General features: G+C 59.6%; 22 protein-coding genes and 2 pseudogenes. 9 read left to right on the top strand and 15 right to left on the bottom strand.

Annotation, left to right across the window (positions count from 1 at the left end; genetic code table 11):
* Window positions 1–208: 208 nt before the first annotated feature.
* The 8 genes and pseudogenes from ACM6IO_RS11525 to ACM6IO_RS11490 all read left to right on the top strand — a co-directional run bounded on the left by ACM6IO_RS11525 (window position 209) and on the right by ACM6IO_RS11490 (window position 6,950).
* On the top strand, window positions 209–1,303 hold the full coding sequence (locus tag ACM6IO_RS11525) for an ABC transporter ATP-binding protein (protein ID WP_008032765.1): 1,095 nt from the start codon (window positions 209–211) through the stop codon (window positions 1,301–1,303).
* Window positions 1,303–2,400 (top strand): ABC transporter ATP-binding protein, encoded by a 1,098-nt coding sequence (locus ACM6IO_RS11520; protein ID WP_223415102.1) that lies wholly within the window; start codon window positions 1,303–1,305, stop codon window positions 2,398–2,400. The genes ACM6IO_RS11525 and ACM6IO_RS11520 overlap by 1 nt, the downstream gene beginning before the upstream one ends.
* A complete protein-coding gene (locus tag ACM6IO_RS11515) occupies window positions 2,397–3,263 on the top strand; it encodes a carbohydrate ABC transporter permease (RefSeq protein WP_008032762.1) in 867 nt (288 codons plus the stop codon). Before ACM6IO_RS11520 ends, ACM6IO_RS11515 begins: the two co-directional genes overlap by 4 nt.
* Before the next feature lie 8 nt (window positions 3,264–3,271).
* Window positions 3,272–4,072 (top strand): carbohydrate ABC transporter permease, encoded by an 801-nt coding sequence (locus ACM6IO_RS11510; RefSeq protein WP_008032760.1) that lies wholly within the window; start codon window positions 3,272–3,274, stop codon window positions 4,070–4,072.
* A 10-nt stretch (window positions 4,073–4,082) separates the two neighbouring features.
* A complete protein-coding gene (locus ACM6IO_RS11505; RefSeq protein ID WP_032829048.1) occupies window positions 4,083–4,355 on the top strand; it encodes a DUF2160 domain-containing protein in 273 nt (90 codons plus the stop codon).
* A gap of 47 nt (window positions 4,356–4,402) precedes the next feature.
* On the top strand, window positions 4,403–6,145 hold the full coding sequence (locus ACM6IO_RS11500; RefSeq protein ID WP_150631122.1) for an extracellular solute-binding protein: 1,743 nt from the start codon (window positions 4,403–4,405) through the stop codon (window positions 6,143–6,145).
* Window positions 6,146–6,336: 191 nt separating this feature from the next.
* Window positions 6,337–6,537 (top strand): co-regulatory protein PtrA N-terminal domain-containing protein, encoded by a 201-nt coding sequence (locus ACM6IO_RS11495; RefSeq protein WP_192227327.1) that lies wholly within the window; start codon window positions 6,337–6,339, stop codon window positions 6,535–6,537.
* A gap of 79 nt (window positions 6,538–6,616) precedes the next feature.
* Window positions 6,617–6,950, top strand: a pseudogene (locus tag ACM6IO_RS11490) (DUF2790 domain-containing protein).
* 181 nt (window positions 6,951–7,131) lie between these two features.
* Here ACM6IO_RS11490 and ACM6IO_RS11485 read toward each other — a convergent pair.
* Window positions 7,132–7,827, bottom strand: coding sequence for a hypothetical protein (locus ACM6IO_RS11485; protein WP_192227328.1), 696 nt, complete (start codon window positions 7,825–7,827; stop codon window positions 7,132–7,134).
* A 222-nt stretch (window positions 7,828–8,049) separates the two neighbouring features.
* On the bottom strand, window positions 8,050–9,375 hold the full coding sequence (locus ACM6IO_RS11480) for an OprD family porin (protein WP_192227329.1): 1,326 nt from the start codon (window positions 9,373–9,375) through the stop codon (window positions 8,050–8,052).
* 196 nt (window positions 9,376–9,571) lie between these two features.
* Here ACM6IO_RS11480 and ACM6IO_RS11475 point away from each other — a divergent pair.
* Window positions 9,572–9,793, top strand: a pseudogene (locus ACM6IO_RS11475) (carbohydrate ABC transporter substrate-binding protein); the annotation flags it as partial.
* A gap of 596 nt (window positions 9,794–10,389) precedes the next feature.
* Here ACM6IO_RS11475 and nuoN read toward each other — a convergent pair.
* The 13 genes from nuoN to ACM6IO_RS11410 form a co-directional block, all read right to left on the bottom strand.
* On the bottom strand, window positions 10,390–11,853 hold the full coding sequence (nuoN, locus tag ACM6IO_RS11470) for an NADH-quinone oxidoreductase subunit NuoN (protein WP_008032749.1): 1,464 nt from the start codon (window positions 11,851–11,853) through the stop codon (window positions 10,390–10,392).
* Window positions 11,854–11,860: 7 nt separating this feature from the next.
* Entirely contained in the window at window positions 11,861–13,393 is a 1,533-nt protein-coding gene (gene nuoM / locus ACM6IO_RS11465; RefSeq protein ID WP_008032746.1) for an NADH-quinone oxidoreductase subunit M, read from the bottom strand.
* Window positions 13,394–13,433: 40 nt separating this feature from the next.
* The gene (gene nuoL, locus ACM6IO_RS11460) at window positions 13,434–15,287 is read right to left on the bottom strand and encodes an NADH-quinone oxidoreductase subunit L (protein ID WP_008032743.1); all 1,854 of its coding nucleotides are present in this window, start codon (window positions 15,285–15,287) and stop codon (window positions 13,434–13,436) included.
* Window positions 15,284–15,592: an NADH-quinone oxidoreductase subunit NuoK gene (gene nuoK, locus ACM6IO_RS11455; protein WP_007940879.1), complete on the bottom strand. Its 309-nt coding sequence runs from the start codon at window positions 15,590–15,592 to the stop codon at window positions 15,284–15,286. Before nuoK ends, nuoL begins: the two co-directional genes overlap by 4 nt.
* Window positions 15,593–15,594: 2 nt before the next feature.
* Window positions 15,595–16,098 carry an NADH-quinone oxidoreductase subunit J gene (gene nuoJ, locus ACM6IO_RS11450; protein WP_008032738.1) on the bottom strand — a complete coding sequence of 168 codons (504 nt, stop codon included), beginning with the start codon at window positions 16,096–16,098 and terminating at the stop codon, window positions 15,595–15,597.
* Between the two features lie 9 nt (window positions 16,099–16,107).
* Window positions 16,108–16,653 (bottom strand): NADH-quinone oxidoreductase subunit NuoI, encoded by a 546-nt coding sequence (nuoI, locus tag ACM6IO_RS11445; protein ID WP_008032736.1) that lies wholly within the window; start codon window positions 16,651–16,653, stop codon window positions 16,108–16,110.
* A gap of 12 nt (window positions 16,654–16,665) precedes the next feature.
* On the bottom strand, window positions 16,666–17,673 hold the full coding sequence (nuoH, locus tag ACM6IO_RS11440; RefSeq protein WP_008032732.1) for an NADH-quinone oxidoreductase subunit NuoH: 1,008 nt from the start codon (window positions 17,671–17,673) through the stop codon (window positions 16,666–16,668).
* Window positions 17,670–20,384, bottom strand: a complete 2,715-nt coding sequence (gene nuoG / locus ACM6IO_RS11435) for an NADH-quinone oxidoreductase subunit NuoG (protein ID WP_414911488.1) — start codon at window positions 20,382–20,384, stop codon at window positions 17,670–17,672. The genes nuoH and nuoG overlap by 4 nt, the downstream gene beginning before the upstream one ends.
* Window positions 20,385–20,521: 137 nt before the next feature.
* Window positions 20,522–21,877 (bottom strand): NADH-quinone oxidoreductase subunit NuoF, encoded by a 1,356-nt coding sequence (gene nuoF / locus ACM6IO_RS11430; protein ID WP_008032727.1) that lies wholly within the window; start codon window positions 21,875–21,877, stop codon window positions 20,522–20,524.
* The gene (gene nuoE / locus ACM6IO_RS11425) at window positions 21,874–22,371 is read right to left on the bottom strand and encodes an NADH-quinone oxidoreductase subunit NuoE (protein ID WP_008020715.1); all 498 of its coding nucleotides are present in this window, start codon (window positions 22,369–22,371) and stop codon (window positions 21,874–21,876) included. The genes nuoF and nuoE overlap by 4 nt, the downstream gene beginning before the upstream one ends.
* Before the next feature lie 2 nt (window positions 22,372–22,373).
* Window positions 22,374–24,158 (bottom strand): NADH-quinone oxidoreductase subunit C/D, encoded by a 1,785-nt coding sequence (gene nuoC / locus ACM6IO_RS11420; protein WP_008032726.1) that lies wholly within the window; start codon window positions 24,156–24,158, stop codon window positions 22,374–22,376.
* A 72-nt stretch (window positions 24,159–24,230) separates the two neighbouring features.
* The gene (locus ACM6IO_RS11415) at window positions 24,231–24,905 is read right to left on the bottom strand and encodes a NuoB/complex I 20 kDa subunit family protein (RefSeq protein WP_008032725.1); all 675 of its coding nucleotides are present in this window, start codon (window positions 24,903–24,905) and stop codon (window positions 24,231–24,233) included.
* A 10-nt stretch (window positions 24,906–24,915) separates the two neighbouring features.
* Window positions 24,916–25,329, bottom strand: coding sequence for an NADH-quinone oxidoreductase subunit A (locus tag ACM6IO_RS11410; RefSeq protein WP_003223812.1), 414 nt, complete (start codon window positions 25,327–25,329; stop codon window positions 24,916–24,918).
* Window positions 25,330–25,532 lie beyond the last annotated feature (203 nt).

The following is a 25,532-nucleotide window of genomic DNA, read 5'->3' as shown; positions in this document are numbered from 1 at the left end:
AGTCCGTAGAGTGTTGTTCACTATTGTTCATTGTCAACGGTTCGATTGTTCAATTGTTCAGCCGTCGTTGTTCATTTCTGTTCAGCAACGAAAGCGGTTTCACCGCTGTTTCACGGATTTCCAAACCAGATCAACCACTTGCAATTTCTGGCATGAAACTCGCTCTACTGCTCCGGTCGCTTGACTCCAATAATAAAAAGGCCGAGCCATGTCACTCACTCTGGAGCACGTCAGCCGCACCGTCGAGGGCCAGACCTGGATCGACGATGCGTGCCTGAGTTTCGAACCTGGATCCTTCAACGTTTTGCTGGGCCGCACGCTGTCCGGCAAAACCAGTCTCATGCGCCTGATGGCGGGCCTGGACAAGCCCGACAGCGGCCGCATCCTGATGAACGGCGTCGACGTCACCCAGCGCCCGGTGCGTTTGCGCAACGTGTCGATGGTCTATCAGCAGTTCATCAACTACCCGACCATGACGGTGTTCGAGAACATCGCTTCGCCGCTGCGTCAGGCCGGCGTGTCCAACGAACTGATCCAGAGCAAAGTGCTGGAAACCGCGAAGATGCTGCGCATCGAGAAGTTTCTCCAGCGCTATCCGCTGGAGCTCTCCGGCGGTCAGCAACAGCGCACCGCGATGGCCCGGGCGCTGGTCAAGGACGCCGAACTGATCCTGTTCGACGAGCCGCTGGTCAACCTCGACTACAAGTTGCGCGAAGAACTGCGCCAGGAAATGCGCGAGCTGTTCAAGGCGCGGCACACCATCGCCATCTACGCCACCACCGAGCCCAACGAAGCGCTGGCGCTCGGTGGCACCACGACCATTCTTCACGAAGGCCGGGTGATCCAGAGCGGCAAGTCCTCCGAGGTCTATCACCAGCCGCAATCGGTGCTGGCCGCCGAGCTGTTCTCCGAACCGCCGATCAACCTGATGCCCGGGCGCATCGCCGGCAACGAAGTCAGCTTCGCCAATTTCGTTCACTTCCCGTTGAACGTCGATTTGCGTCCGGTGGGCGAAGGCGAGTTCCGCTTCGGCGTGCGTCCGAGCCATATCTCGCTGGTGCCGAGCAACGACGATGACCTCGAACTGGCAGTGACCGTCGAGGTCGCCGAGATCAGCGGCTCGGAAACCTTCCTCCACGTGCGCAACGAGCATTTCCTGCTGGTGCTGCATTTGCCCGGGGTTCACGAATACGACGTCGATGCGCCGATCCGCATCTACATCCCGACCCATAAACTGTTTGTGTTCGATGCGCAGGGGCGGCTGGTCCAGGCGCCCGGTCGCCGTATATCGAGGGTTGCCTGATGGCCGAAATCCGTTTGCAGAACCTCGCCCACAGTTACACGCGCACGCCGAGCGGCCCCGAGGATTACGCGATCCGCGAGATGGATCACATCTGGGAGCAGGGCGGTGCCTACGCCTTGCTCGGGCCTTCGGGTTGCGGCAAGTCAACCTTGCTCAACATCATTTCCGGGTTGCTCAGCCCGTCCCAGGGTCATGTGCTGTTCGACGGCAAAGCGGTCAACGACCTGACCCCGGAGAAGCGCAACATCGCTCAGGTTTTCCAGTTCCCGGTGGTCTACGACACCATGACGGTGTTCGACAACCTGGCCTTTCCGCTGCGCAATCAGGGCATGGCCGAAGCGAAAATTCACAGCAAGGTGCAGGAAATTGCCGAGGTCCTCGACCTCCAGGCGTTGCTGAGCAAGAAGGCGCGCAACCTCACCGCTGACGAAAAACAGAAAGTCTCGATGGGCCGAGGGCTGGTGCGCGATGACGTCTCCGCCATCCTCTTCGATGAACCGCTGACGGTGATCGACCCGCACCTGAAGTGGAAGCTGCGGCGCAAACTCAAACAGATCCACGAGCAATTCAACATCACCATGGTCTACGTCACCCACGATCAACTCGAAGCCTCGACCTTCGCCGACAAGATTGCGGTGATGTACGGCGGGCAGATCGTGCAATTCGGCACGCCACGGGAATTGTTCGAACGGCCGAGCCATACCTTTGTCGGTTATTTCATCGGCAGCCCGGGGATGAACCTGATCGACGTGCAGCCGCAACCGGGCGGTGTCGGTTTTGCCTCGACGCATTTGCCGTTGTCCGAGGCGCAACTGCAACGCATCGCCGCGTCCGAATGGAAAACCCTGAAGGTTGGCATCCGACCTGAGTTTGTACACGTGTGGGACGAACCGTTTGACGACGCGATGCAGGCAAAGGTCGTACACGTCGAAGACCTCGGCACCTACAAGATCATGACCCTGAACCTCGACGGCGTGACGTTGAAAGTGCGGTTGGCCGAAGACAAACCGGTGCCGGAGGGCACGGCGTACATCAGCTTTCCGGCGCAATGGTTGATGGTCTATGCCGACGATTACCTGCTGGAGGTGCTGCCATGAACAAGGTGCAGAACAACAAGGCCTGGTGGCTGGTGCTGCCGGTGTTTTTGCTGGTGGCGTTCAGTGCGGTGATCCCGATGATGACCGTGGTCAACTATTCGGTGCAGGACATCTTCGACCAGTCCAGCCGCTACTTCGTCGGCGCCGACTGGTACAAACAGGTGCTGCTCGACCCACGGCTGCACGACTCGCTGCTGCGTCAGTTCATCTACTCCGGCTGCGTGTTGCTGATCGAAATCCCGCTGGGCATCGCCATCGCCCTGACCATGCCGACCAAGGGCCGCTGGTCTTCCCTGGTGCTGATCATCCTGGCGATTCCGCTGCTGATTCCATGGAACGTGGTCGGCACCATCTGGCAGATCTTCGGCCGGGCCGACATCGGCTTGCTCGGTTCGAGCCTCAATGCGATGGGCATCAACTATAACTATGCGGCCAACACCATGGACGCCTGGGTCACGGTGCTGGTGATGGACGTCTGGCACTGGACGTCGCTGGTGGCGCTGTTGTGTTTCTCGGGGTTGCGGGCGATTCCGGACGTGTACTACCAGGCGGCGCGGATCGATCGGGCATCGGCCTGGGCGGTGTTCCGACATATCCAGTTGCCCAAGCTCAAGAGCGTGCTGTTGATCGCGGTGATGCTGCGGTTCATGGACAGTTTCATGATCTACACCGAGCCGTTCGTGCTCACGGGCGGCGGGCCGGGCAATGCCACGACCTTCCTCAGCCAGACCCTGACGCAAATGGCCATCGGCCAATTCGACCTCGGCCCGGCGGCGGCATTCTCGCTGGTGTACTTCCTGATCATCCTGTTGGTGTCCTGGCTGTTCTATACCGCCATGACTCACTCTGACGCCAACCGCTGAGGTCCGCCATGAGCAAGAGAAAACTCATTCCACTGCTGATCTACATCCTGTTCCTGCTGGTGCCGATCTACTGGCTGCTGAACATGTCCTTCAAGAGCAACACCGAAATCCTCAGCGGCCTGACGCTGTTTCCGCAGGATTTCACCTTTGCCAACTACAAGGTGATCTTCACCGATCCGGCCTGGTACACCGGTTACCTCAACTCGCTGTATTACGTGAGCCTGAACACGCTGATTTCGCTGAGCGTGGCGTTGCCGGCGGCGTACGCGTTCTCGCGGTATCGCTTCCTCGGCGACAAGCACCTGTTCTTCTGGCTGCTGACCAACCGCATGGCACCACCGGCGGTATTCCTGTTGCCGTTCTTCCAGCTGTATTCGTCGATCGGCCTGTTCGACACCCACATCGCCGTGGCGTTGGCGCATTGCCTGTTCAACGTGCCGTTGGCGGTGTGGATTCTCGAGGGCTTCATGTCCGGCGTTCCGAAGGAAATCGACGAAACCGCCTACATTGATGGCTACAGTTTTCCCAAGTTCTTCGTGAAGATTTTCGTACCGCTGATTGGCTCGGGGATCGGCGTGACGGCGTTCTTCTGCTTCATGTTTTCCTGGGTCGAGCTGTTGCTGGCGCGGACGCTGACCTCGGTCAACGCCAAGCCGATTGCCGCGGTGATGACCCGAACCGTTTCGGCGTCCGGCATCGACTGGGGCGTGCTGGCGGCGGCGGGGGTGTTGACCATCCTGCCGGGCATGCTGGTGATCTGGTTTGTCCGTAACCACGTGGCCAAGGGCTTTGCCCTCGGCCGAGTATGAGGAACTGATGATGGAATGGATGAGTTGGACTGTCCCCACAGCGGCGTTCTTCACCGTCATTGGCCTGATTCTGGTGGGCATGACGACGTGGGAACTACGCTCGCCGAGCGTTCTTCGGCGTGGTTTTTTGCCGATTGCCACCACCCGTGGCGATCGGCTGTTTATCGGTCTTCTCGGCAGCGCCTACCTGCATTTGCTGGTAATCGGCGTCACCGACTGGAGCATCTGGGTAGCGTTCGCGTTGTCCCTGGTGTGGCTGTTGGCTGTGATGCGTTGGGGCTAGTCGAATCGCTCGGCAATGTTGCTCCGAAACCCTAAAAGGAGGTCTCTATGTTCGACAAAAACAATAAGCTGCGACATAGCATTTCATTGGCAGCCATGCTGGCACTCAGCGGTTTGAGCGCTTCGGCCTGGGCCGATGCCTACGAAGAAGCTGCGAAAAAATGGATCGGCAGCGAGTTCAAACCGTCCACCCTGACGGCGGATCAGCAGCTCGCGGAACTGAAGTGGTTCATCAAGGCCGCCGAGCCGTTTCGCGGGATGGACATCAAGGTCGTCTCGGAAACCCTGACCACTCACGAATATGAGTCCAAGGTGTTGGCCAAGGCTTTTACCGAGATCACCGGGATCAAGGTGACCCACGATTTGCTGCAGGAAGGCGACGTGGTGGAAAAGCTGCAGACCGTGATGCAGTCGGACAAGAGCATCTATGACGGCTGGGTCAACGACTCGGACCTGATCGGTACGCACTTCCGTTACGGCAAGACAGAATCCATCACCGACCTGATGGCCAATGAAGGTAAAAACTTCACTTCGCCAACCCTGGACCTCAAGGATTTCATCGGCCTTTCCTTCACCACCGCGCCCGACGGCAAGCTCTATCAACTGCCCGACCAACAATTCGCCAACCTCTATTGGTTCCGCGCCGACTGGTTCGAGCGCGCGGACCTTAAAGCCAAGTTCAAGGAAAAGTACGGTTACGAGCTGGGCGTTCCGGTGAACTGGTCGGCCTATGAAGACATCGCCAAATTCTTCAGCGAAGACGTCAAGGAAATCGACGGCAAGCGGGTCTACGGGCACATGGATTACGGCAAGAAAGACCCGTCCCTGGGCTGGAGATTCACCGATGCCTGGTTTTCCATGGCGGGTGGTGGCGACAAGGGCTTGCCTAACGGTTTACCGGTGGACGAGTGGGGCATCCGCGTCGAGGACTGCCACCCGGTCGGTTCCAGCGTGACTCGCGGTGGCGACACCAATGGCCCGGCGGCGGTATTCGCCACCACCAAATACGTCGACTGGCTCAAGGCCTACGCACCACCGGAAGCGGCGGGCATGACCTTCTCCGAGTCCGGCCCGGTACCGTCCCAGGGCAACATCGCCCAACAGATCTTCTGGTACACCGCATTCACCGCCGACATGACCAAACCGGGTCTGCCCGTGGTGAACGCCGATGGCACACCGAAATGGCGCATGGCGCCTTCGCCGCGCGGTCCGTATTGGGAAGAGGGCATGAAGCTGGGCTATCAGGACGTGGGTTCCTGGACGTTCATGAAGTCCACGCCTGAGAAACAGAAACTGGCTGCCTGGCTCTATGCGCAGTTCGTGACGTCGAAAACCGTGTCGCTGAAGAAAACCATCGTCGGCCTGACACCGATTCGCGAGTCGGACATCAACTCGCAAGCGATGACCGACCTCGCACCGAAACTCGGTGGGCTGGTCGAGTTCTACCGCAGCCCGGCCCGCGTGCAATGGACCCCGACCGGGACCAACGTGCCGGACTATCCGCGTCTGGCGCAACTGTGGTGGAGCCACATCGCCGAAGCCGCCAGCGGCGATAAAACCCCGCAACAGGCGCTCGATGGCCTGGCCAAGGATCAGGACGCGATCATGTCTCGCCTGGAACGCTCAAAGGCCCAAGCCACCTGCGCCCCGAAAATGAACCCCGAGCGCGATGCGCAATATTGGTTCGATCAGCCGGGTGCACCGAAACCGAAACTGGCGAACGAAAAGCCTAAGGGTGAAACCGTGAGCTACAACGAACTGCTGAAATCGTGGGCAGATGCGCGTAAGTAAACGGCGGCACTGAGAAAGGCGAACGGCACCGGAAGGTGCCGTTTTTGTGTGTGCCTGATCCATTGCTTTCGCGAGCAGGCTCGCTCCCACAAGTTTGTGCCACATAACGGATATGTAATTTGCACGCCACCGTCACGAAAGGTTCGGCTTGTTACCTTGATCCCGTCAGCTACTTAAACGAGGAATCAAACATGAAACTTGCCCAAATCGGTGCCGTTGCAGCAGCTCTGGTGATGTCTTCTCTGGCGATGGCCGAAGGCGGCGGTGACCGCACCTTCGACAGAATGATGACCGCCAACGACCGCTCCATTGAGCTGTTCGTCGCCAAGGAACAGGCCCGCGATCCGGTCGTCGTCAACGAAAAGAAAGACGAAAAAACCAAAGATCTGTAAGCGTGCCGCATCGCACCAAGCCTGTCATCGAACGCCGATGCCGGGCTTTTTCATGAGTCCGCACTGGAGGGATATGGATATGGAAGGTTTCAAGTTGCTCGCGTTTGCCGGCGTCATGGCCGTGTCTCTGAATGCACTGGCCGAAGGGGGGCGGCGACCGAACCTTTGAGCGCGCGTTTAGCGCCAACGTCAAAGCCATGGAGCAATACGCCGTGAGCCAAGGCAAAGCGGCGCCGGTAGTGAAGGACTATGAATACGGCATGAAGCTGGATGTAGTGAAAATTGTCAGCGTTGTGAAGCCGCAGCCAGCCTGCGCTGTCGCCCCCGCCGCCATGACCTATGAAGATTCGAAAGGACAGCTCAACACCCTCAAATACAGCGTGGTGGGTGCCTGCCGAAACAACGGTGGCTGAGGCCACACAATCCCCCAACAGTGCGTATTTCAATTCGGGGTGTTTAAAGGTTGTTTGGGAGATGGGGAGCCTTCTGTGTAACTAATCCACCTTTAGCTTATGAAGGGGGATTTAGCGCTTTGGCATTCCTTGAATAACCGCGACCCGTTGAGGGACGCGGTTTTTTAGTGTGCTGGATGACTCAGTTTTTGCTGCTCTTTACGATAGAAAACATCATTCCTGTGTAACGAGTCGTCGTCGCTGAGTAATTAAGGTCGCCCACCTTGCGCTCGGTTGGTTCTTTAGCGTCGAAATTCTTGACCGACTCATGGAAAACGTCCATGACCATTTTTTTGTTCTGCTCAACCGGGATGCCAGGGTTGAGTGCTTCAGTGATCGCAAGCAGAACAGAAAATATCTGAAGTGATTGCTCCTCATTTGGTGAGATGTTAAGGATCACCATGTCCACGTTGCCGTCATTTTTATCGATGGTTCCCATCATCGCCAGGTCCTGGCTGAAAGCATGCGAGAACGTGTCGGTGGCCCCACCCGTCTGAACTTCAAAGTCGGCAGTTTTGAATTCCTTGTTGTATCGACCTACCGCGTCGTTGAACGCGTTATGGAACTCATTGACAGTCAAACCCATGGAGTCTGCGGAACGGTTGGCGTTTGCTTCAACAGTTGCCACGGACTCGAAGCCTTGAGTTTTGGGGTTGAGGTAGTCAACAAGAGCAGAGGCCAGAAGCATGAAGCCCAACCCACCCATGAACAAGGTCCATCGTGTCGGGACCTTGCCGGTTTTTTTGCTCTTGAAAACAGTCGGCGCTATCAGCCCGACAACCGCCACCACCAAAGACAGCAATCCAAACAACGCCACCAACCCTATTAGTACCACCACGATTCATTCCTTTTGATTTACAGTTTTAAAGTGATGACATTCTAATATCGCGCATCTGAAAAGCCCACGGCCGTGGAGTCGCAAGCGAGCGGGACCACGCTCCCTCGCTACAAAATCGGTTAATCAGCGGGCGAAAAAAGGCGCCCCGAAGGACGCCAAAGGATTCACCTCTTACCAAAGGAGCAAGGAGCTTCTAAAGGTGAATGGGTATGAAGGGGTAACTCAGAGAATCGCCAGCGGGTATTCGATAATCACCCGCACTTCATCCAGATCCGATTCATACGCAGTGGCGCGGGTATTGGCCTGGCGCAAACGCAGTGACAGGTCTTTCAACGAGCCGCTCTGCACCACGTATTTGACTTCGATGTCGCGTTCCCAGCGCTTCTGGTCGGTCAGCGGATTGCCGTCGGTATCGCGGCGCATGTACACGGCGTTGGCGCTGGAATAGTCGGCGTCGGTGCCACGGGCGTAACGGGTCATGAACGATAATCCCGGCACGCCGTAGGTCGTCATGTCGAGGTCGTAACGCACCATCCACGAACGTTCCTTGGGCGAGTTGAAGTCGCTGTACTGGATGGAGTTGTCGAGGAAGATCGAATCGGATTGGCGCAGATAATCGAAGTCGTCATTGCCGTTGTTGCGCTGGTGCGAGAGGGCCACGGAGTGCGCGCCGAGTTTCACTCCGACGCGGCCGCTCCAGATGTTGTTGTCGAACTCGCCGAGCAGTTGTTTGCCTTCGTCGACAGCCGTGTAGTAGTTCAGGCCGCCTAACAACGACAGGTCATCCGACAGCGGGTACGTCCACGCGCTGCCTGCGTAGTATTGAATCCAGGCATCCTTGAGGCGACTGGAATACAGACTGAAGCTGAGGTTGTTGTTGAGTGCGTAGTCCCCACCGAAGTAACCAATCCACGGCGAATTGACCGGCCCCGCGTAGAACGTCGCGAAGTTTTCGCGCATGTCGCTGGAAACCGGTTGGCTCATCGCATGCAGGCGACCGCCCTGTACTGACAGGCCTTCGATACTGGTATTGGTGGCGGTGACACCCCGGAAGCTTTCCGGCAGCAGCCTGGAGTCGCCTGCCGCGACGACCGGGTTGGAGGGAAAGACATCGCCCACTTTAACCACCGTATCAAAGGCTCGCACTTTCGCCGCGCCCCCGACCTTGGTGTATTCGTCCCGCGCCTGGCCTTCACTGTTGACCGGCAGTACGTCGAACGAACTGCGGCCTCCGTTGCGGCCATCACCGGTATCAAGTTTTAACCCGATCATCGCAAACGCATCGACACCCACCCCGACAGTGCCTTGTGTAAACCCGGATTCAAACTTGCTGATGATGGCGTGGGCCCAGGCTTCGGAATAACCGTTGCCGGTGGGACTGGACTGACCGTCACGGTGATCACGATTGAAGTAGTAGTTGCGGTTGAGCAGCGTCAGGCTGCTGCCTTCGATAAACCCCTCGGCTTTTTCTTCCGCTAACACCAGGGTCGGCCCCGAACCGACCACCACGGCTAAAGCCGCCATCGACATTTTTGTATTGTTAACCATCAAGCACTCCTTGGGATCGGCAGAACTGGAACGTTCTTCGGCGTGGGTTTTATTGTTCGGCGGGAGGGCAGGGCCCACCCGCGTGATCGCCGGGAGACATCGTTGCAATCTGCGGATAACGCCAAGGTGATGGGGTTATTACAATTTCGTCATGTGGGTGGGTACAGCGCGCGGCGACTCAAGTCAGCGCCGCGAGCTGCTCGATGGTCTGGCCAAGGATCAGGACGCGATCATGTCCCGTCTGGAACGCTCGAAGGCCCAAGCCACCTGCGCCCCGAAAATGAACCCCGAGCGCGATGCGCAATACTGGTTCGATCAGCCGGGTGCACCAAAACCGAAACTGGCGAACGAAAAGCCCAAGGGTGAAACCGTGAGCTACAACGAACTGCTGAAGTCGTGGGCAGATGCGCGTAAGTAAACGGCGGCACTGAGAAAGGCGAGCGGCACCGTAAGGTGCCGTTTTTGTTGGTGTCAGATCCAGTATCAGCGACCTGATTGCCCAGTTGGACACGTTCCCGTGTAGGAGCCAGCTTGCTGGCTCCTACACGGGGATTGGGTTCACACGGTTCGAAATTGTAGGAGCTGGCTTGCCAACGATGGACGTCAACGATAACGCGGGCTGTCTGAATGAACGCGTTGTCCGGTCGTTTTTCGCGGGCAAGCCTCGCTCCTACAGGGTTCGGTGTTTGCTTTTGCCTTTCACCACTCATCAGGCCGAGCGTTAGCTCGCCTTCCGCTTTTGATCTGAGCGCCCCCTCGAGAGGCCCACGGAGCAGGACCGGAGCGAGGGCATGCCGAGCCTAGGCGAGGCACCGAACGAAAGGGGCAAGAGCCCTTGGTTACTTGGGGCTCTTCCAAGTGACTCGCCGTAAGGGCGAAACCCATAGCCGCCGTTACCGCAAAAATGGATATGTACGCCGGAGGAGGGGGAAAAACAGCAGAACCAAACCCCACAAACGCAAAAACGGCACCTGAAGGTGCCGTTTCTGTTTTCAACGATCTACCGCTAAGCGATCAACCCGCCAGACCAGCCTGTTGAACCAGAGCCAGCAACGGCTGCGGATACAGCCCGAGGAAGAACGCCAGTACGGCGATGGCCAGCAGCATCACGCCGCCTGCACGTTGTTCCCAATGCAGTTGCGCATCGTGGCGACGCAGGTTTGGCTCCATCAGGTACAGAGTGACCATGACGCGCAGGTAGTAGAAGACGCCGATGGCGCTGCCCAGTACCAGGGAACCAACCAGCCACCATTGGTGCGACTCGACACCGGTGGCGATGATGTAGAACTTGCCGATGAAGCCCGCGGTCAGCGGGATACCGGCCAGGGACAGCATCATCACGGTCAGTACGGCGGTCAGGTACGGACGGCGCCAGAACAGGCCGCGGTATTCGTACAGGGCATCCGCGTCACGGCCGTTGTACGGCGAGGACATCAGGGTGATCACGCCGAAGGCGCCGAGGCTGGTGATCACGTAGGTGACCAGGTACACGCCGATGGCTTCCACGGCCAGACCCTTGCTCGCCACCAGGGCGATCAGCAGGTAGCCGAAGTGCGCGATGGACGAGTAACCCAGCAGACGCTTGAGGTTGCTTTGGGTCAGGGCCAGCAGGTTACCGAACAGGATCGAGGCGATGGCGATGATGGTCAGCACGTCGCTGAGTACACCGCTGCTCGCCGCTGGCGAGATCTGGAACAGACGCACCATCACCGCGAACACAGCGACTTTGGAAGCGGTCGCCAGGAACGCCGCCACCGGGGCCGGAGCACCTTCGTAAACGTCCGGGGTCCAGAGGTGGAACGGTACCAGCGACAGTTTGAACGCCAGACCGATCAGCATCATGCCCAGGCCCATCTGCGCCAGGGAGCTTGGCAGACCGGTGGCCGCGAGGGCCTGACCGATACCGACAAAGCTCAGGCTGCCGGAATCGGCGTAGAGCAGGGCCATACCGAACAACAGGAACGCGGAACCGGCGGCCGACAGCACCATGTACTTGATACCGGCTTCCAGCGAGCGCTTGTTGAAGAAGGCGTAGGCCACCAGACCGTAGACCGGCACCGAGAGCAGTTCCAGACCGATGAACAACCCGGCCAGGTGCTGCGCGCTGACCAGAACCAGGCCACCGGCGGCGGCCATCAGGATCAGCAGGTACAGTTCTTCGCGGTTGCCCGGGTAACCCGAACCGCCATCGCCGAGGTAGGCGTGGGCGAGGGTCACACAGGCCAGGGTGGCGACCAGGATCAGCGCCATGTACAAGCAGGCAAAGCTATCGATCTGCAGCAGTGGGGTCACGGCCAATGGCGCGACTTTCAAGGCTGGCAGGATCGACAGCAACGCCAGGTTCAGGCCCGCCACGGAAATCAGGAAGGTCTGCGAGTGGTTGCGGCGCCAGGCAATCGCCAGCATCACCACGATGATCGTGGCGCTGGTGATCAACAACGGCGCTAGCGCGATAAAGTGTTGAGTCGTGAATTCCATAGCGCTCTTACCGGGCCGAAGCGAGTTGAGTGAAGGCGGTGCCGAGCCATTGCTGCACGCCATGCATCGTCGCAGCAGAGGTATCGAGGAACGGTTGCGGGTACACGCCGATGTAGATCAGCAATGCCGCCAGACCGACCACCATGATCAGTTCGCGACCGTCCATGCCATGCAGCACCGCGTCCGATTTGGCCGGACCGAAGTACGCACGGTGGATCATGATCAGCGAGTAGACCGAACCGAACACCAGGCCAGACGTCGCGATGATGGTGACCAACGGTGCAGCAGGGAAGGTACCGATCAGGATCAGGAACTCACCGACAAAGTTACCGGTGCCCGGCAAGCCCAGCGACGCGGCTGCGAAGAACAGGCTGAGGGCTGGCAGGTAAGCGATCTTCGACCACAGGCCACCCATTTCACGCATGTCGCGGGTGTGGGTGCGCTCGTACAACTGACCGCTCAGGATAAAGAGTGCAGCGGCCGACAGACCGTGCGCCAGCATCTGCATCACCGCGCCCTGCAGCGCCAGTTGGCTGCCGGAGTAGATGCCGATCAGTACGAAACCCATGTGGGAAACGGACGAGAAGGCGATCAGACGCTTGATGTCGGTTTGTGCGAAAGCCAGGAACGCGCCGTAGAAAATACCGATCAGACCGAGGGTCATGGCGATCGGCGCAAACTCGGCCGACGCATTCGGGAACAGCGGCAGGGCGAAACGCAACAGACCGTACGCAGCGGTTTTCAGCAAGATACCGGCCAGGTCGACGGAACCTGCGGTCGGCGCCTGGGCGTGAGCATCAGGCAACCAGGAGTGGAACGGTACGACTGGCAGCTTGACCGCGAAGGCGATGAAGAAGCCGAGCATCAGGATGTACTCGGTGGTCAGCGACATCTTGGTTTTCAACAAATCGGCGTAGTTGAAAGTAATCACGCCGGTGTCGTTGAAGTTGACCAGTACCAGACCCAGGATCGCCACCAACATGATCAGGCCGGAAGCCTGAGTGAAGATGAAGAACTTGGTCGCCGCGTAGATCCGGGTTTTCTTGCCGTCCGAAGAACTGTGACCCCAGAGCGCGATGAGGAAGTACATCGGCACCAGCATCATTTCCCAGAAGAAGAAGAACATGAACAGGTCGAGGGCGAGGAACACGCCGACGACACCGCCCAGGATCCACATCAGGTTCAAGTGGAAGAAGCCAACGTGACGTTGAATCTCTTTCCACGAGCAGAGTACCGAAAGCACACCCAGCAGACCGGTCAGCATGATCATCAGCAGCGACAGGCCGTCGAGGGCCAGGTGCACGCTGATGCCGAAGCGCTCGATCCAGATGTGCTTGAACTCAAGCGCCCAGGTCGGGTCGGCGCCAGGCGCCGGGGCAAATGAATAGTCACCGGTGGCCCACAGCCAGAGGCCGAGGGAGAGCAACAGGGACATGGTGATCAGCGCAATCCAGCGGGGGAGGGTGGCGCCGAAGCGCTCACCCATCCAGCACAGCAGGCCGCCGATGAAGGGGATCAGGATTAGCCAAGGCAGAATCATGACGGGCTCAATTCCTTTCGCAAGTTCGCAAGGTTCATATTCAGACCGCTACCAGCACGATGGCGCCGATGACCAGCACGGAGCCGGCTGCCATCGATGCCGCGTACCAACGCAGTTGACCGGTTTCGGTACGGCTCAGGGCGGTGTGACCGCCTTTGGCCATACGCGGGATCAGACCGATGGTCTGGTCGAGCGGGTCTTTGCGCAGTACATGGCTGATCGCCAGGTATGGCTTGACGAACAGTTTGTCGTAGATCCAGTCGAAGCCCCAGGCAGCGAACCACCAGGCCGAAAGGAAGCGGCCGATGCCGCTGTTGGCGATTGCAGTAACGAAACGACGCTTGCCGAGGAACAGCAACGCGGCCAGCAGGATACCGGCCAGGGCGATGGCGCCCGAGGCGATTTCCAGACTGTGCTTGGCTTCGCCGCCGGCATGGCCGACGCTTTCCGGCAGCACGCCGTGCAGTGGCGGAACGATCATCGCGCCAATGGCGGTGGACAATACGATCAGCACCGACAGTGGCAGCCAGTGAGCGATGCCGTGACCGGCGTGCGCTTCGGTCTTCACTTCACCGTGGAACGCGATGAAGATCAGGCGGAAGGTGTACAGCGAAGTCATGAATGCGCCGACCAGACCTGCGTACAGCAGACCCTGGTTGCCGCTGGCAAACGCTTCCCAAAGGATTTCGTCCTTGGAGTAGAAACCTGCGGTCACCAGTGGCAGGGCCGCCAGGGCCGCGCCGCCGACGATGAAGCTGGCGTAGGCCAGTGGCAGTTTCTTCCACAGGCCGCCCATCTTGAAGATGTTCTGCTCGTGGTGGCAGGCAACGATCACCGCACCGGATGCAAGGAACAGCAGCGCCTTGAAGAAGGCGTGGGTCATCAGGTGGAAGATCGCGCCATCCCATGCGCCAACGCCCAGCGCCAGGAACATGTAGCCGATCTGGCTCATGGTCGAATAGGCGAGGATACGTTTGATGTCGGTCTGAACCAGTGCCGCGAAACCGGCGAGTACCAGGGTCACGCCGCCGACGATGCCTACCAGATGCAGAATTTCCGGCGCCAGGGTGAACAGGCCGTGGGTACGGGCGATCAGGTAGACACCGGCGGTCACCATGGTCGCGGCGTGGATCAGTGCCGAAACCGGGGTAGGACCGGCCATCGCATCCGCCAGCCAGGTTTGCAGTGGCAGTTGCGCGGATTTACCGACAGCGCCGCCCAGCAGCATCAGGGTGGCCATGACCATCCAGAAGTCGCCGGCCTGGAATTTCTGTGGTGCCAGCACCAGCAGTTCCTGGACGTTCAGCGTGCCCAGTTGGGCGAACAGGATGAACAGGCCGATGGCCATGAACACGTCGCCGATGCGGGTCACGATAAAGGCTTTGAGTGCCGCGTTACCGTTGTTGCGGTTGCTGTAGTAGAAACCGATCAACAGGTACGAGCACAGGCCCACGCCTTCCCAGCCGAAGTACAGGAACAACAGGTTATCGCCCAGGACCAGGAACAGCATGCTGGCGATAAACAGGTTGGTGTAGGCGAAGAAACGCGAGTAACCGGCTTCACCGCGCATGTACCAGGACGCGAACAGGTGGATCAGGAAGCCGACGCCGACGACCACACCGAGCATGGTCAGGGACAGACCATCCAGGTACAGCGCGAAGTTCGGCGTGAAGCCTTCCACCGCCATCCACTGCCACAACACCTGGGTGTAGTGACCGCCTTCAGGTGGCGCAACGTTGAACTGCCAGATCACGTAAGCGGTGACGATGGCAGACAGGCCGATGGAACCGACGCCGATCAGCGCCGACAGGTTTTCCGAGAGGCGTCCACGGGAGAACGACAGCAGCAGGAAACCGATGAGAGGGAATACGAAAGTCAGATAGAGAAGATTCATCCGCGCATCTCACTGGCAGCGTCGATATCGAGCGTGTGGAAGCGGCGATACAGTTGCAGCAGGATCGCCAGGCCAATACTGGCCTCGGCGGCTGCCAGGCTGATCACCAGGATGAACATGATCTGTCCATCCGGTTGCGCCCAGCGGCTACCGGCAACGATGAACGCCAACGCGGAGGCATTCATCATGACCTCCAGGCTCATCAGCACGAAGAGAATGTTGCGGCGGACCATCAGGCCGACCAGACCGAGGCAGAACAGGATGCCGGCGACCGCCAGACCATGCTCCAAAGGGATAGCAGGCATCGTCATTGCTCCTTGGCTTCGTTACGGCCCAAGTGGAACGCCGTCACGGCTGCGGCGAGCAGCAGCATCGAGGCGAGTTCGACCACCAGCAGGTACGGACCGAACAGGCTGATGCCCACGGCCTTGGCGTCTACGGTGGTGTGGCCGACGGCCTGGCCGCTCTGGTGACTGAACAGCACGTACAGCAGTTCAGCCAGCAGCAGGGCGCCGAGAATCACCGGGCCGAGCCAGATGCCGGGCTTGAGCCAGACGCGCTCTTGCTGAACCGAGGCGGGGCCCAGGTTCAGCATCATCACCACGAACACGAACAGCACCATGATGGCGCCAGCGTAGGCGATCACTTCCAGAACACCGGCAAACGGTGCGCCGAGGGCGAAGAACGTCATGGCCACGGCGATCAGCGAAATGATCAGGTAGAGCAGGGCGTGCACAGGGTTGGTGTGGGTGATCACGCGAAGCGTGGACACCACAGCGATACCCGATGCGAAATAGAAAGCGAATTCCATCTTTCTTCCTTAAGGCAGCAAGCTCTTCACGTTGATCGGTTCGGCTTCATTCTGCGCGGAGCCTTTCGGCTTCCCGGCAATCGCCATACCTGCAACACGATAGAAGTTGTAATCAGGGTTTTTGCCGGGGCCGGAGATCAGCAGATCTTCTTTCTCGTAAACCAGGTCCTGACGTTTGAACTCGGCCATCTCGAAATCCGGTGTCAGCTGGATCGCGGTGGTCGGGCAGGCTTCCTCGCAGAGGCCGCAGAAAATGCAGCGCGAGAAGTTGATGCGGAAGAAGTCCGGGTACCAGCGACCGTCTTCGGTTTCAGCTTTCTGCAGCGAGATGCACCCGACCGGGCACGCCACGGCGCACAGGTTGCAGGCTACACAACGCTCTTCGCCATCAGGGTCGCGGGTCAGGACGATACGGCCACGGTAGCGCGGCGGCAGGTAGACCGGTTCTTCCGGGTACTGCAGCGTGTCGCGCTTGCGGAAGGCGTGGCCGAAAATCATCACCAGGCTGCGAAGCTGGGTGAAGAAGCCATGCACGATGTCAAATATGTACTTCATGATTCTCTATCCTCACTGAGCCGCGACGGCGGGCGTGTTGAGCAACACGATCGCAGCGGTCACCAGCATGTTGACGAGGGTCAGCGGCAGGCAGAACTTCCAGCTGAAGTCCATCACTTGGTCATACCGTGGGCGCGGAATCGAGGCGCGCAACAGGATGAAGATCATGATGAAGAACGCGGTTTTCAGTGCAAACCAGATGAACGGGATCTGCGGCAGAATGTTGAACGGACCGTGCCAGCCACCGAAGAACAAGGTCACCAGCAGCGCCGAAATCAACACGATGCCGATGTACTCGCCGACGAAGAACATGCCCCATTTCATGCCGGCGTATTCAATGTGGTAACCGTCAGCCAGTTCCTGCTCCGCTTCCGGCTGGTCGAACGGGTGACGGTGAGTCACGGCGACGCCGGCGATGAAGAAGGTCAGGAAACCGAAGATCTGCGGAATGATGAACCACAGGTTCTGCGCTTGGTATTCAACGATGTCGCGCATGTTGAACGAGCCGACCTGGATCACGATGCCCATCAGCGACAGGCCCATGAACACTTCGTACGACACGGTCTGTGCCGAGGCCCGCAAGCTGCCCAGCAGGGCGAACTTGTTGTTACTCGACCATCCGGCGAACAGCACCGCGTAGACCGACAGACCGGCCATGGCGAAGAAGAACAGAATGCCGATGTTGATGTCCGCCACACCCCAGGTCGGGGTGATCGGGATGATCGCGAAGGCAATCAGCAGGGCGCTCATGGCCACGACCGGTGCCAGGGTGAAGATCATCTTGTCGGCGAACGGCGGGGTCCAGTCTTCCTTGAAGAACATCTTGATCATGTCGGCCGCGATCTGGAACGCGCCGAACGGGCCGACGCGGTTCGGACCGTAACGGTCCTGCCAGAGGGCGAGCAGACGACGCTCGACCCAGCTCAGCAGCGCGCCGCACACCACCACGGCGAGCAGAATCACGATGGCCTTGAGGACCGCGATGATCACGTCAATCACTTCAGGCGTGAACCAGGTCATTGAGCTGCCTCCTGCAGACCGTCAACGGATTTGCCAAAGATCGCTGGCGGAATGCCCGCGATACCGGCCGGCAATGCGACCAGGCCAGCACCCAGCTCTTCGTTGATGCGCAGCGGCAGACGCAGGGTCTGGCCGGCAACGTTCAAGCTCAGCAGGGCACCGTCATTGACACCCAGACGGTCGGCTTCGGACTTGGCCAAAGCGACGTAGGCGGCCGGGATGCGTTCCTGAACCGGCGCGGCTTTCGAAGAGTTCTCTTCGCTGCCGAGCAGGTGGAAGAACGGCACGACCTGCCAGGTGCCCGGGGCCGGGTTGAAGGCGCGCGGAACAGCTGCGAACCAGTTCAGCGAATCACCGGTGCTTTCGATCAGGCGGGTGCCCGGGTCGCCAGCGCGGATGTGACCACCGACTTCGTCCTGGAACTTGTTCCAGGCTTGCGGCGAGTTCCAGCCCGGAGACCAGGCGAAAGGCACTTGCTGACGCGGTTCGGCCGAGCCCGAGTAACCTTCCATGGAGAAGGCGAACGCGGTGTCCTTGTCTTGCGGGGTACGCGGTTCGTGCACGTTGATGTCAGCGCGCATGGCGGTACGACCCGAGTAACGCAGCGGTTCGCGGGCAAGCTTCATGCCCTTGATGCGGAACGAGGCGGACGGTGCGGCATCGACGATACGGTTCAGTTGCGGCGTGCTTGCAGCGACGGCAGCGGTGACGTGGTCCAGTTGGGTCCAGTCGATCGGCTGGTTCAGCAAGGTAGCGCGCAGGGCATGCAGCCAGCGCCAGCCTTCGTGAACCAGGATGCTCGCGTCCATGTACTTCGGATCGAAGACCTGGAAGAAGCGCTGGGCGCGGCCTTCCTGGCTGACCAGCGTACCGTCGCCTTCAGCGAAGCTGGCGGCTGGCAGAACCAGGTGCGCGCGATCGCTGGTGGCGGTTTTCTGGTGGTCGGCAACGATCACCACTTTCGCGGCGGTCAGGGCGGCATCGACACGGGCTTTGTCGGTACGGGTGTACAGATCGTTTTCCAGCACGACGATGGCGTCGGCCTTGCCATCGATCACCGCTTGCAGCGCGGCGTCGACCGATTCGCCACCGAGCATGGCCAGGCCGAGGCTGTTGGCCTCTGGCACGATCAGGCTGATGGAACCGTTCTTCTCGCGCAGCTTCAGGGCTTTGGCGATGTTCGCGGCGGCTTCGATCAATGCTTTGGAACCCAGCGAGGTACCGGCAATGATCAACGGACGCTTGGCCGCGAGCAGGGCGTCGGCAATGCGCTTGGCCAGTTCGAGGGCTTCGGTGTCGAGGCCTTCAACGGCTGGGGCGCTGGCGTCGAGGGCGTGAGCCACGGCGAAACCGATGCGGGCCAGGTCATCTGGAGCGGCGTGAACGCATTCTTCGGCGATGTCGTCGAGCTTGGTTTCAGCCAGGCTGGCGATGAACAGCGGGTTCAGTTCGTGCTGACCGATGTTCTTCACCGCAGCGTCGAGCCAAGGCTGAACGCGCATGCCGTCGGCCATGTCTTCGGCCTTGCCCTTGACCGATTGACGCAGGGACAGCGCCATACGGGCAGCGGTTTGGGTCAAGTCTTCGCCGAGGACGAAGATGGCGTCGTGGTCTTCGATGTCGCGCATGTTCGGGATCGGCAGCGGGCTGTCTTTGAGCACCTGCATGACCAGACGAATGCGTTCCAGCTCGGCGGCTTCGATACCGGAGTAGAAGTGCTCGGCGCCGACCAGCTCGCGCAACGCGTAGTTGCTTTCGAGGCTGGCACGCGGCGAACCGATGCCGACGATGTTGCGACCGCGCAGCAGGTCAGCGGCTTTGTCCAGCGCTTCGTCGAGGCTCAGCTTGGTGCCGTTGGCCAGCAGAGGCTGACGCGGGCGGTCTTCGCGGTTGACGTAGCCATAGCCGAAACGGCCACGGTCGCACAGGAAGTACTGGTTGACCGAACCGTTGAAGCGGTTTTCGATCCGACGCAGTTCGCCGTAACGCTCGCCCGGGGAGATGTTGCAACCGCTGGAGCAGCCATGGCAGATGCTCGGCGAGAACTGCATGTCCCACTTGCGGTTGTAGCGCTCGGAGTGAGTCTTGTCGGTGAACACACCGGTCGGGCAGACCTCGGTGAGGTTGCCGGAGAATTCGCTTTCCAGTACGCCGTCTTCAACGCGACCGAAGTACACGTTGTCGTGGGCGCCGAACACACCAAGGTCGGTGCCGCCAGCGTAATCCTTATAGAAGCGCACGCAGCGGTAGCAAGCGATGCAGCGGTTCATTTCGTGGGAAATGAACGGGCCCAGTTGCTGGTTCTGGTGGGTACGCTTGGTGAAGCGATAACGGCGCTCGTTGTGGCCGGTCATCACGGTCATGTCTTGCAGGTGGCAGTGACCGCCTTCCTCACAGACCGGGCAGTCGTGCGGGTGGTTGGTCATCAGCCATTCAACAACACTGGCGCGGAAGGCCTTGGACTCTTCATCTTCGATGGAGATCCAGGTGCCGTCGGTGGCAGGGGTCATGCAGGACATGACGATGCGACCGCGGGTGTCGTTCTCGTCGGTGTACTGCTTGACCGCGCACTGGCGGCAAGCGCCAACGCTGCCAAGGGCAGGGTGCCAGCAGAAATAAGGGATATCGAGGCCTAGCGACAGACATGCCTGTAACAGGTTGTCTGCCCCATCGACTTCGAGCTCTTTGCCGTCTACGTGGATAGTGGCCATGGTTCAAAGTTCTTCGTTGGCCCGGTGTCAGCGGGCGTGGCTAATGGAATCTTGTTATTCGCGTGAATCAACACAGCCGTTCAAGGCGTCATCACACGAGAAGGCGAACGGCACGGACCGTTCGCCTTTTTTAAGCGTTAAGCGCCGACTACGATCGGCCTTGCCAGAGGCGGGACGACGGCGCTGACAGGCGCGATGCCGGCTTCGAACTCATGGCGGAAGTATTTGATTGCGCTGCCCAACGGCTCAACGGCGCCCGGTGCGTGAGCACAGAAGGTCTTGCCTGGACCGAGGAAACCGACCAGACCCAGCAGGGTCTCGATGTCGCCTGGCTGGCCTTCGCCATTCTCGATGGCCATCAGCAGCTTGACGCTCCATGGCAGGCCATCGCGGCAAGGGGTGCAGAAGCCGCAGGATTCGCGGGCGAAGAACTGCTCCATGTTGCGCAGCAGCGAAACCATGTTGACGCTGTCGTCCACCGCCATGGCCAGGCCGGTACCCATACGGGTGCCCACTTTGGCGATGCCGCCGGCGTACATTTGTGCGTCCAGGTGTTCAGGCAACAGGAAACCGGTACCGGCGCCGCCTGGCTGCCAGGCCTTGAGCTTGTAACCGTCGCGCATGCCGCCGGCGTAGTCTTCGAACAACTCGCGACCGGTGACGCCGAATGGCAATTCCCACAGGCCCGGGTTCTTGACCTTGCCGGAGAAGCCCATGAGCTTGGTGCCCATGTCTTCACTGCCTTCGCGGGCCAACGATTTGTACCAGTCCACGCCATCGGCAATGATCGCCGGGACGTTGCACAGGGTTTCAACGTTGTTCACGCAAGTCGGCTTGCCCCACACGCCAACGGCGGCAGGGAAGGGCGGCTTGGAGCGCGGGTTGGCGCGGCGGCCTTCGAGGGAGTTGATCAGTGCGGTTTCTTCACCGCAGATGTAACGCCCGGCGCCGGTGTGGACGAACAGCTCGAAATCGAAGCCGCTGCCCAGGATGTTCTTGCCCAAAAGGCCAGCTGCCTTGGCTTCTTCCACGGCACGGTTGAGGTGCTTGGCGGCGGTGGTGTATTCGCCACGCAGGAAGATGTAGCCACGGTAGGTTTTCAGTGCACGGGCACTGATCAGCATGCCTTCGATCAGCAGATGGGGCAGTTGCTCCATCAGCATGCGGTCTTTCCAGGTGTTCGGCTCCATTTCATCCGCGTTGCACAGCAGGTAGCGGATGTTGATGGATTCGTCTTTCGGCATCAGGCCCCACTTCACGCCCGTGGGGAAGCCTGCACCGCCGCGACCTTTCAGGCCGGCGTCTTTCACGGTCTGGACGATGTCGTCCTGAGCCATGTCGGCAAAGGCTTTGCGCGCAGCCGCGTAACCGTTCTTGGCCTGGTACTCGTCGAGCCAGACAGCTTCGCCGTCGTCACGCAGACGCCAGGTCAGCGGGTGAGTCTCGGCCGAACGCTTGATGCGGTTGGCAGGACCGAAGGAAGTCAGGGTCATACGTAGCCCTCGAGCAATTTGGCAACGCCGGCAGGCTGCACATCACCGAAAGTGTCGTCGTCGATCATCAACGCCGGCGCCTTGTCGCAGTTGCCGAGGCAGCAGACCGGCAGCAGGGTGAAACGACCGTCGGCTGTGGTCTGGCCCAGGCCGATGCCGAGTTTGCTCTGGATTTCGCTGACTACCGATTCATGGCCGCCGATGTAGCAGACCATGCTGTCGCAGACGCGAATGATGTGGCGACCGACTGGCTGACGGAAGATCTGGCTATAGAAAGTAGCCACGCCTTCAACGTCGCTCGCCGGGATGCCGAGGATCTCGCCGATGGCGTAGAGCGCGCCGTCAGGCACCCAGCCACGTTCCTTCTGGACGATCTTCAGGGCTTCGATCGACGCCGCGCGCGGGTCTTCGTAGTGATGCAGCTCGTGCTCGATGGCCGAGCGCTCGGTTTCACTCAAGGTGAAACGGTCTGTCTGGATAAGCGTGCTGTTCATGCTTAGCGGTCCACGTCGGCCATAACGAAATCGATACTACCCAGGTACGCAATCAAGTCCGCGACCATGCTGCCTTTGATCACCGAAGGGATCTGCTGCAGGTGCGGGAAGCTTGGGGTGCGAATCCGGGTGCGGTAGCTCATGGTGCCGCCATCGCTCGTCAGGTAATAACTGTTGATGCCCTTGGTCGCTTCGATCATCTGGAAGGATTCGTTGGCCGGCATGACCGGGCCCCACGAAACTTGCAGGAAGTGCGTGATCAGGGTCTCGATGTGCTGCAGCGTGCGCTCTTTCGGCGGCGGCGTAGTCAGCGGGTGATCCGCCTTGTACGGGCCTTCCGGCATGTTGCGCATGCACTGGTCGATGATCTTGATGCTCTGGCGCATTTCTTCGACGCGCACGATGCAACGGTCGTAGGCATCGCCATTGGCGGCCAGCGGCACTTCGAATTCGAAGTTCTCGTAGCCCGAGTATGGACGCGCTTTACGCAGGTCGAAGTCGCAACCGGTCGAACGCAGGCCTGCACCGGTGACGCCCCATTCGAGGGCCTCTTTGGTGTTGTAGGCAGCGACGCCGATGGTCCGGCCACGCAGGATGCTGTTGTCCAGAGCGGCTTTCTGGTATTCGTCCAGACGCTTTGGCATCCACTCGACGAAGTCTTTCACCAGCTTTTCCCAGCCGCGCGGCAGGTCGTGGGCGACGCCACCGATGCGGTACCAGGCCGGGTGCAGACGGAAACCGGTAATGGCTTCGATCACCGTGTACGCCTTCTGGCGGTCGGTGAAGGTGAAGAACACCGGGGTCATGGCGCCGACGTCCTGGATGTAGGTACCCAGGAACAGCAGGTGGCTGGTGATCCGGAAGAACTCGGCCATCATGATGCGGATGACGTCGACCTTCTCGGGCACCTTGATGCCGGCCAGCTTCTCGACCGAGAGCACGTACGGCAGGTTGTTCATCACGCCGCCGAGGTAGTCGATACGGTCGGTGTACGGGATGAAGCTGTGCCAGGACTGACGCTCGGCCATCTTCTCGGCACCACGGTGGTGGTAGCCGACGTCCGGTACGCAATCGACGATCTCTTCACCGTCCAGCTGCAGGATGATGCGGAACGCACCGTGCGCGGAAGGGTGGTTGGGACCGAGGTTGAGGAACATGTAGTCCTCGTTCGCACCGGAACGCTTCATGCCCCAGTCTTCAGGCTTGAAGCGCGCGGCTTCTTCCTCAAGCTGTTGCTTGGCCAGGTTCAGGGTGAACGGGTCGAACTCGGTTGCGCGGGCCGGGAAGTCCTTGCGCAGCGGGTGACCTTCCCAGGTCGGCGGCATCATGATGCGGGTCAGGTGCGGGTGGCCGGCAAAGTCGATGCCGTACATGTCCCACACTTCACGCTCGTACCAGTTGGCGTTCGGCCAGATCCCGGTGACGGTCGGCACGCTGAGGTCGCTCTCGGACAAGGCGACCTTGATCATCACGTCACTATTACGTTCGATCGACATCAGGTGATAGAACACGGTGAAGTCGGCGCCGCTTGGCAGCCCTTGACGCTTGGTGCGCAGACGCTCGTCCACGCCGTGCAGGTCATAGAGCATGACGTACGGCTTGGGCAGGTTGCGCAGGAAGGTCATCACTTCGACGAGTTTGGCGCGGGCAACCCAAAGCACCGGCATGCCGGTGCGGGTAGGCTGGGCGGTGAACGCCTCGGGGCCAAAACGGTTATTCAGTTCGACGACCACATCCTGGTCGTCTGCCTTGTAAGGCGGGATGTACAGAGCACTGCCTGTAGTCATGGTTATTTATCGCTTTCGGTCAACGTAAAGAATGAAGCCAGTGTCTCGTTCTATATAAGAAGCAGATCTGGATCAGACTTCGTCGGGGCTGCGCAGGTTGGTGACTGCGATTCGCTGTTCGCGGCGCTTGTCCTTCTCGGAAGGCATCTCGGCGCGATACACGCCTTGATCGCCAACGACCCAGGAAAGCGGACGACGCTCCTGTCCAATCGACTCCTGCAAGAGCATCAAGCCTTGCAGAAAAGCTTCAGGACGAGGCGGGCAGCCAGGCACGTAGACGTCCACGGGCAGGAACTTGTCCACCCCTTGAACGACTGAGTAGATGTCGTACATGCCACCGGAGTTGGCGCACGAACCCATGGAGATGACCCATTTAGGTTCGAGCATTTGCTCGTAGAGACGCTGAATGATCGGCGCCATCTTGATGAAGCAGGTACCGGCGATAACCATGAAATCCGCCTGACGCGGCGATGCCCGGATAACCTCGGCGCCAAAGCGCGCGATGTCGTGGGGCGCCGTGAAGGCGGTGGTCATTTCCACGTAGCAGCACGAAAGGCCGAAGTTATACGGCCACAGGGAGTTCTTGCGCCCCCAGTTGATCGTGCCGTTAAGCACGTCTTCGAGCTTGCCCATGAAGATGTTTTTGTGGACTTGATCTTCTAACGGATCGGAAACGGTTTCCCGTTCGCCAATCGGATACTGCTCGTTAGGAGCATCGGGGTCGATCCTGGTGAGATTGTATTGCATTGCCAAAGCCTCATTGTTTCAGCTTCGCTTGCCGCTTACGACGAGCTTCCGGAGCCCAGTCAAGGGCGCCCACTCGGAATAGGTAGACAAGGCCTGCCAACAGAATTGCTATGAAAACGAGAGCTTCGACGAATCCGGTCCAGCCGCTTTCGCGGACGGACACAGACCAGGCAAAGAGAAAAAGGGCTTCGATATCGAAGATCACGAAGAGCATCGCGACCAGATAGAATTTGGCTGAGAGCCGCAAGCGGGCGCCACCTGTAGGTAGCATGCCGGACTCGAACGGTTCGTTTTTGCTGCGGCCCCAGGCTTTTGACCCGAGGAGGCTGGAGACGCCGAGCATGAAGGCGCAAAGGCCGACGACGCCCAGAAGGAAAATGGCAAAGCCCCAGTTGTGGGCCATGAGTCCTGTCGCTTCGGGCATGCTGGTAATCCTTAACAGAGAGCAAAGGTCTCTGAGCTTGAAAAAGAAACAAAGCAGTGACGATATGTCGCAGCAATCAATCCCGCTGATTTTATGGCACAACACCGTGCAAGTAAAATTCCTATAGCGAAATTATTTATAGGAATAAGGACATAGCGCACCTCCAAAGTCCCGCAGCCCATGCGTTGCGGGCATTAGCAGGC

It is taken from the genome of Pseudomonas sp. IT-P44, from assembly GCF_949768225.1.
Classification (GTDB): domain Bacteria; phylum Pseudomonadota; class Gammaproteobacteria; order Pseudomonadales; family Pseudomonadaceae; genus Aquipseudomonas; species Aquipseudomonas migulae.
The sequence above is the reverse complement of the archived record's forward strand: the minus strand, read 5'-3'. Positions and strand labels throughout refer to the sequence as shown.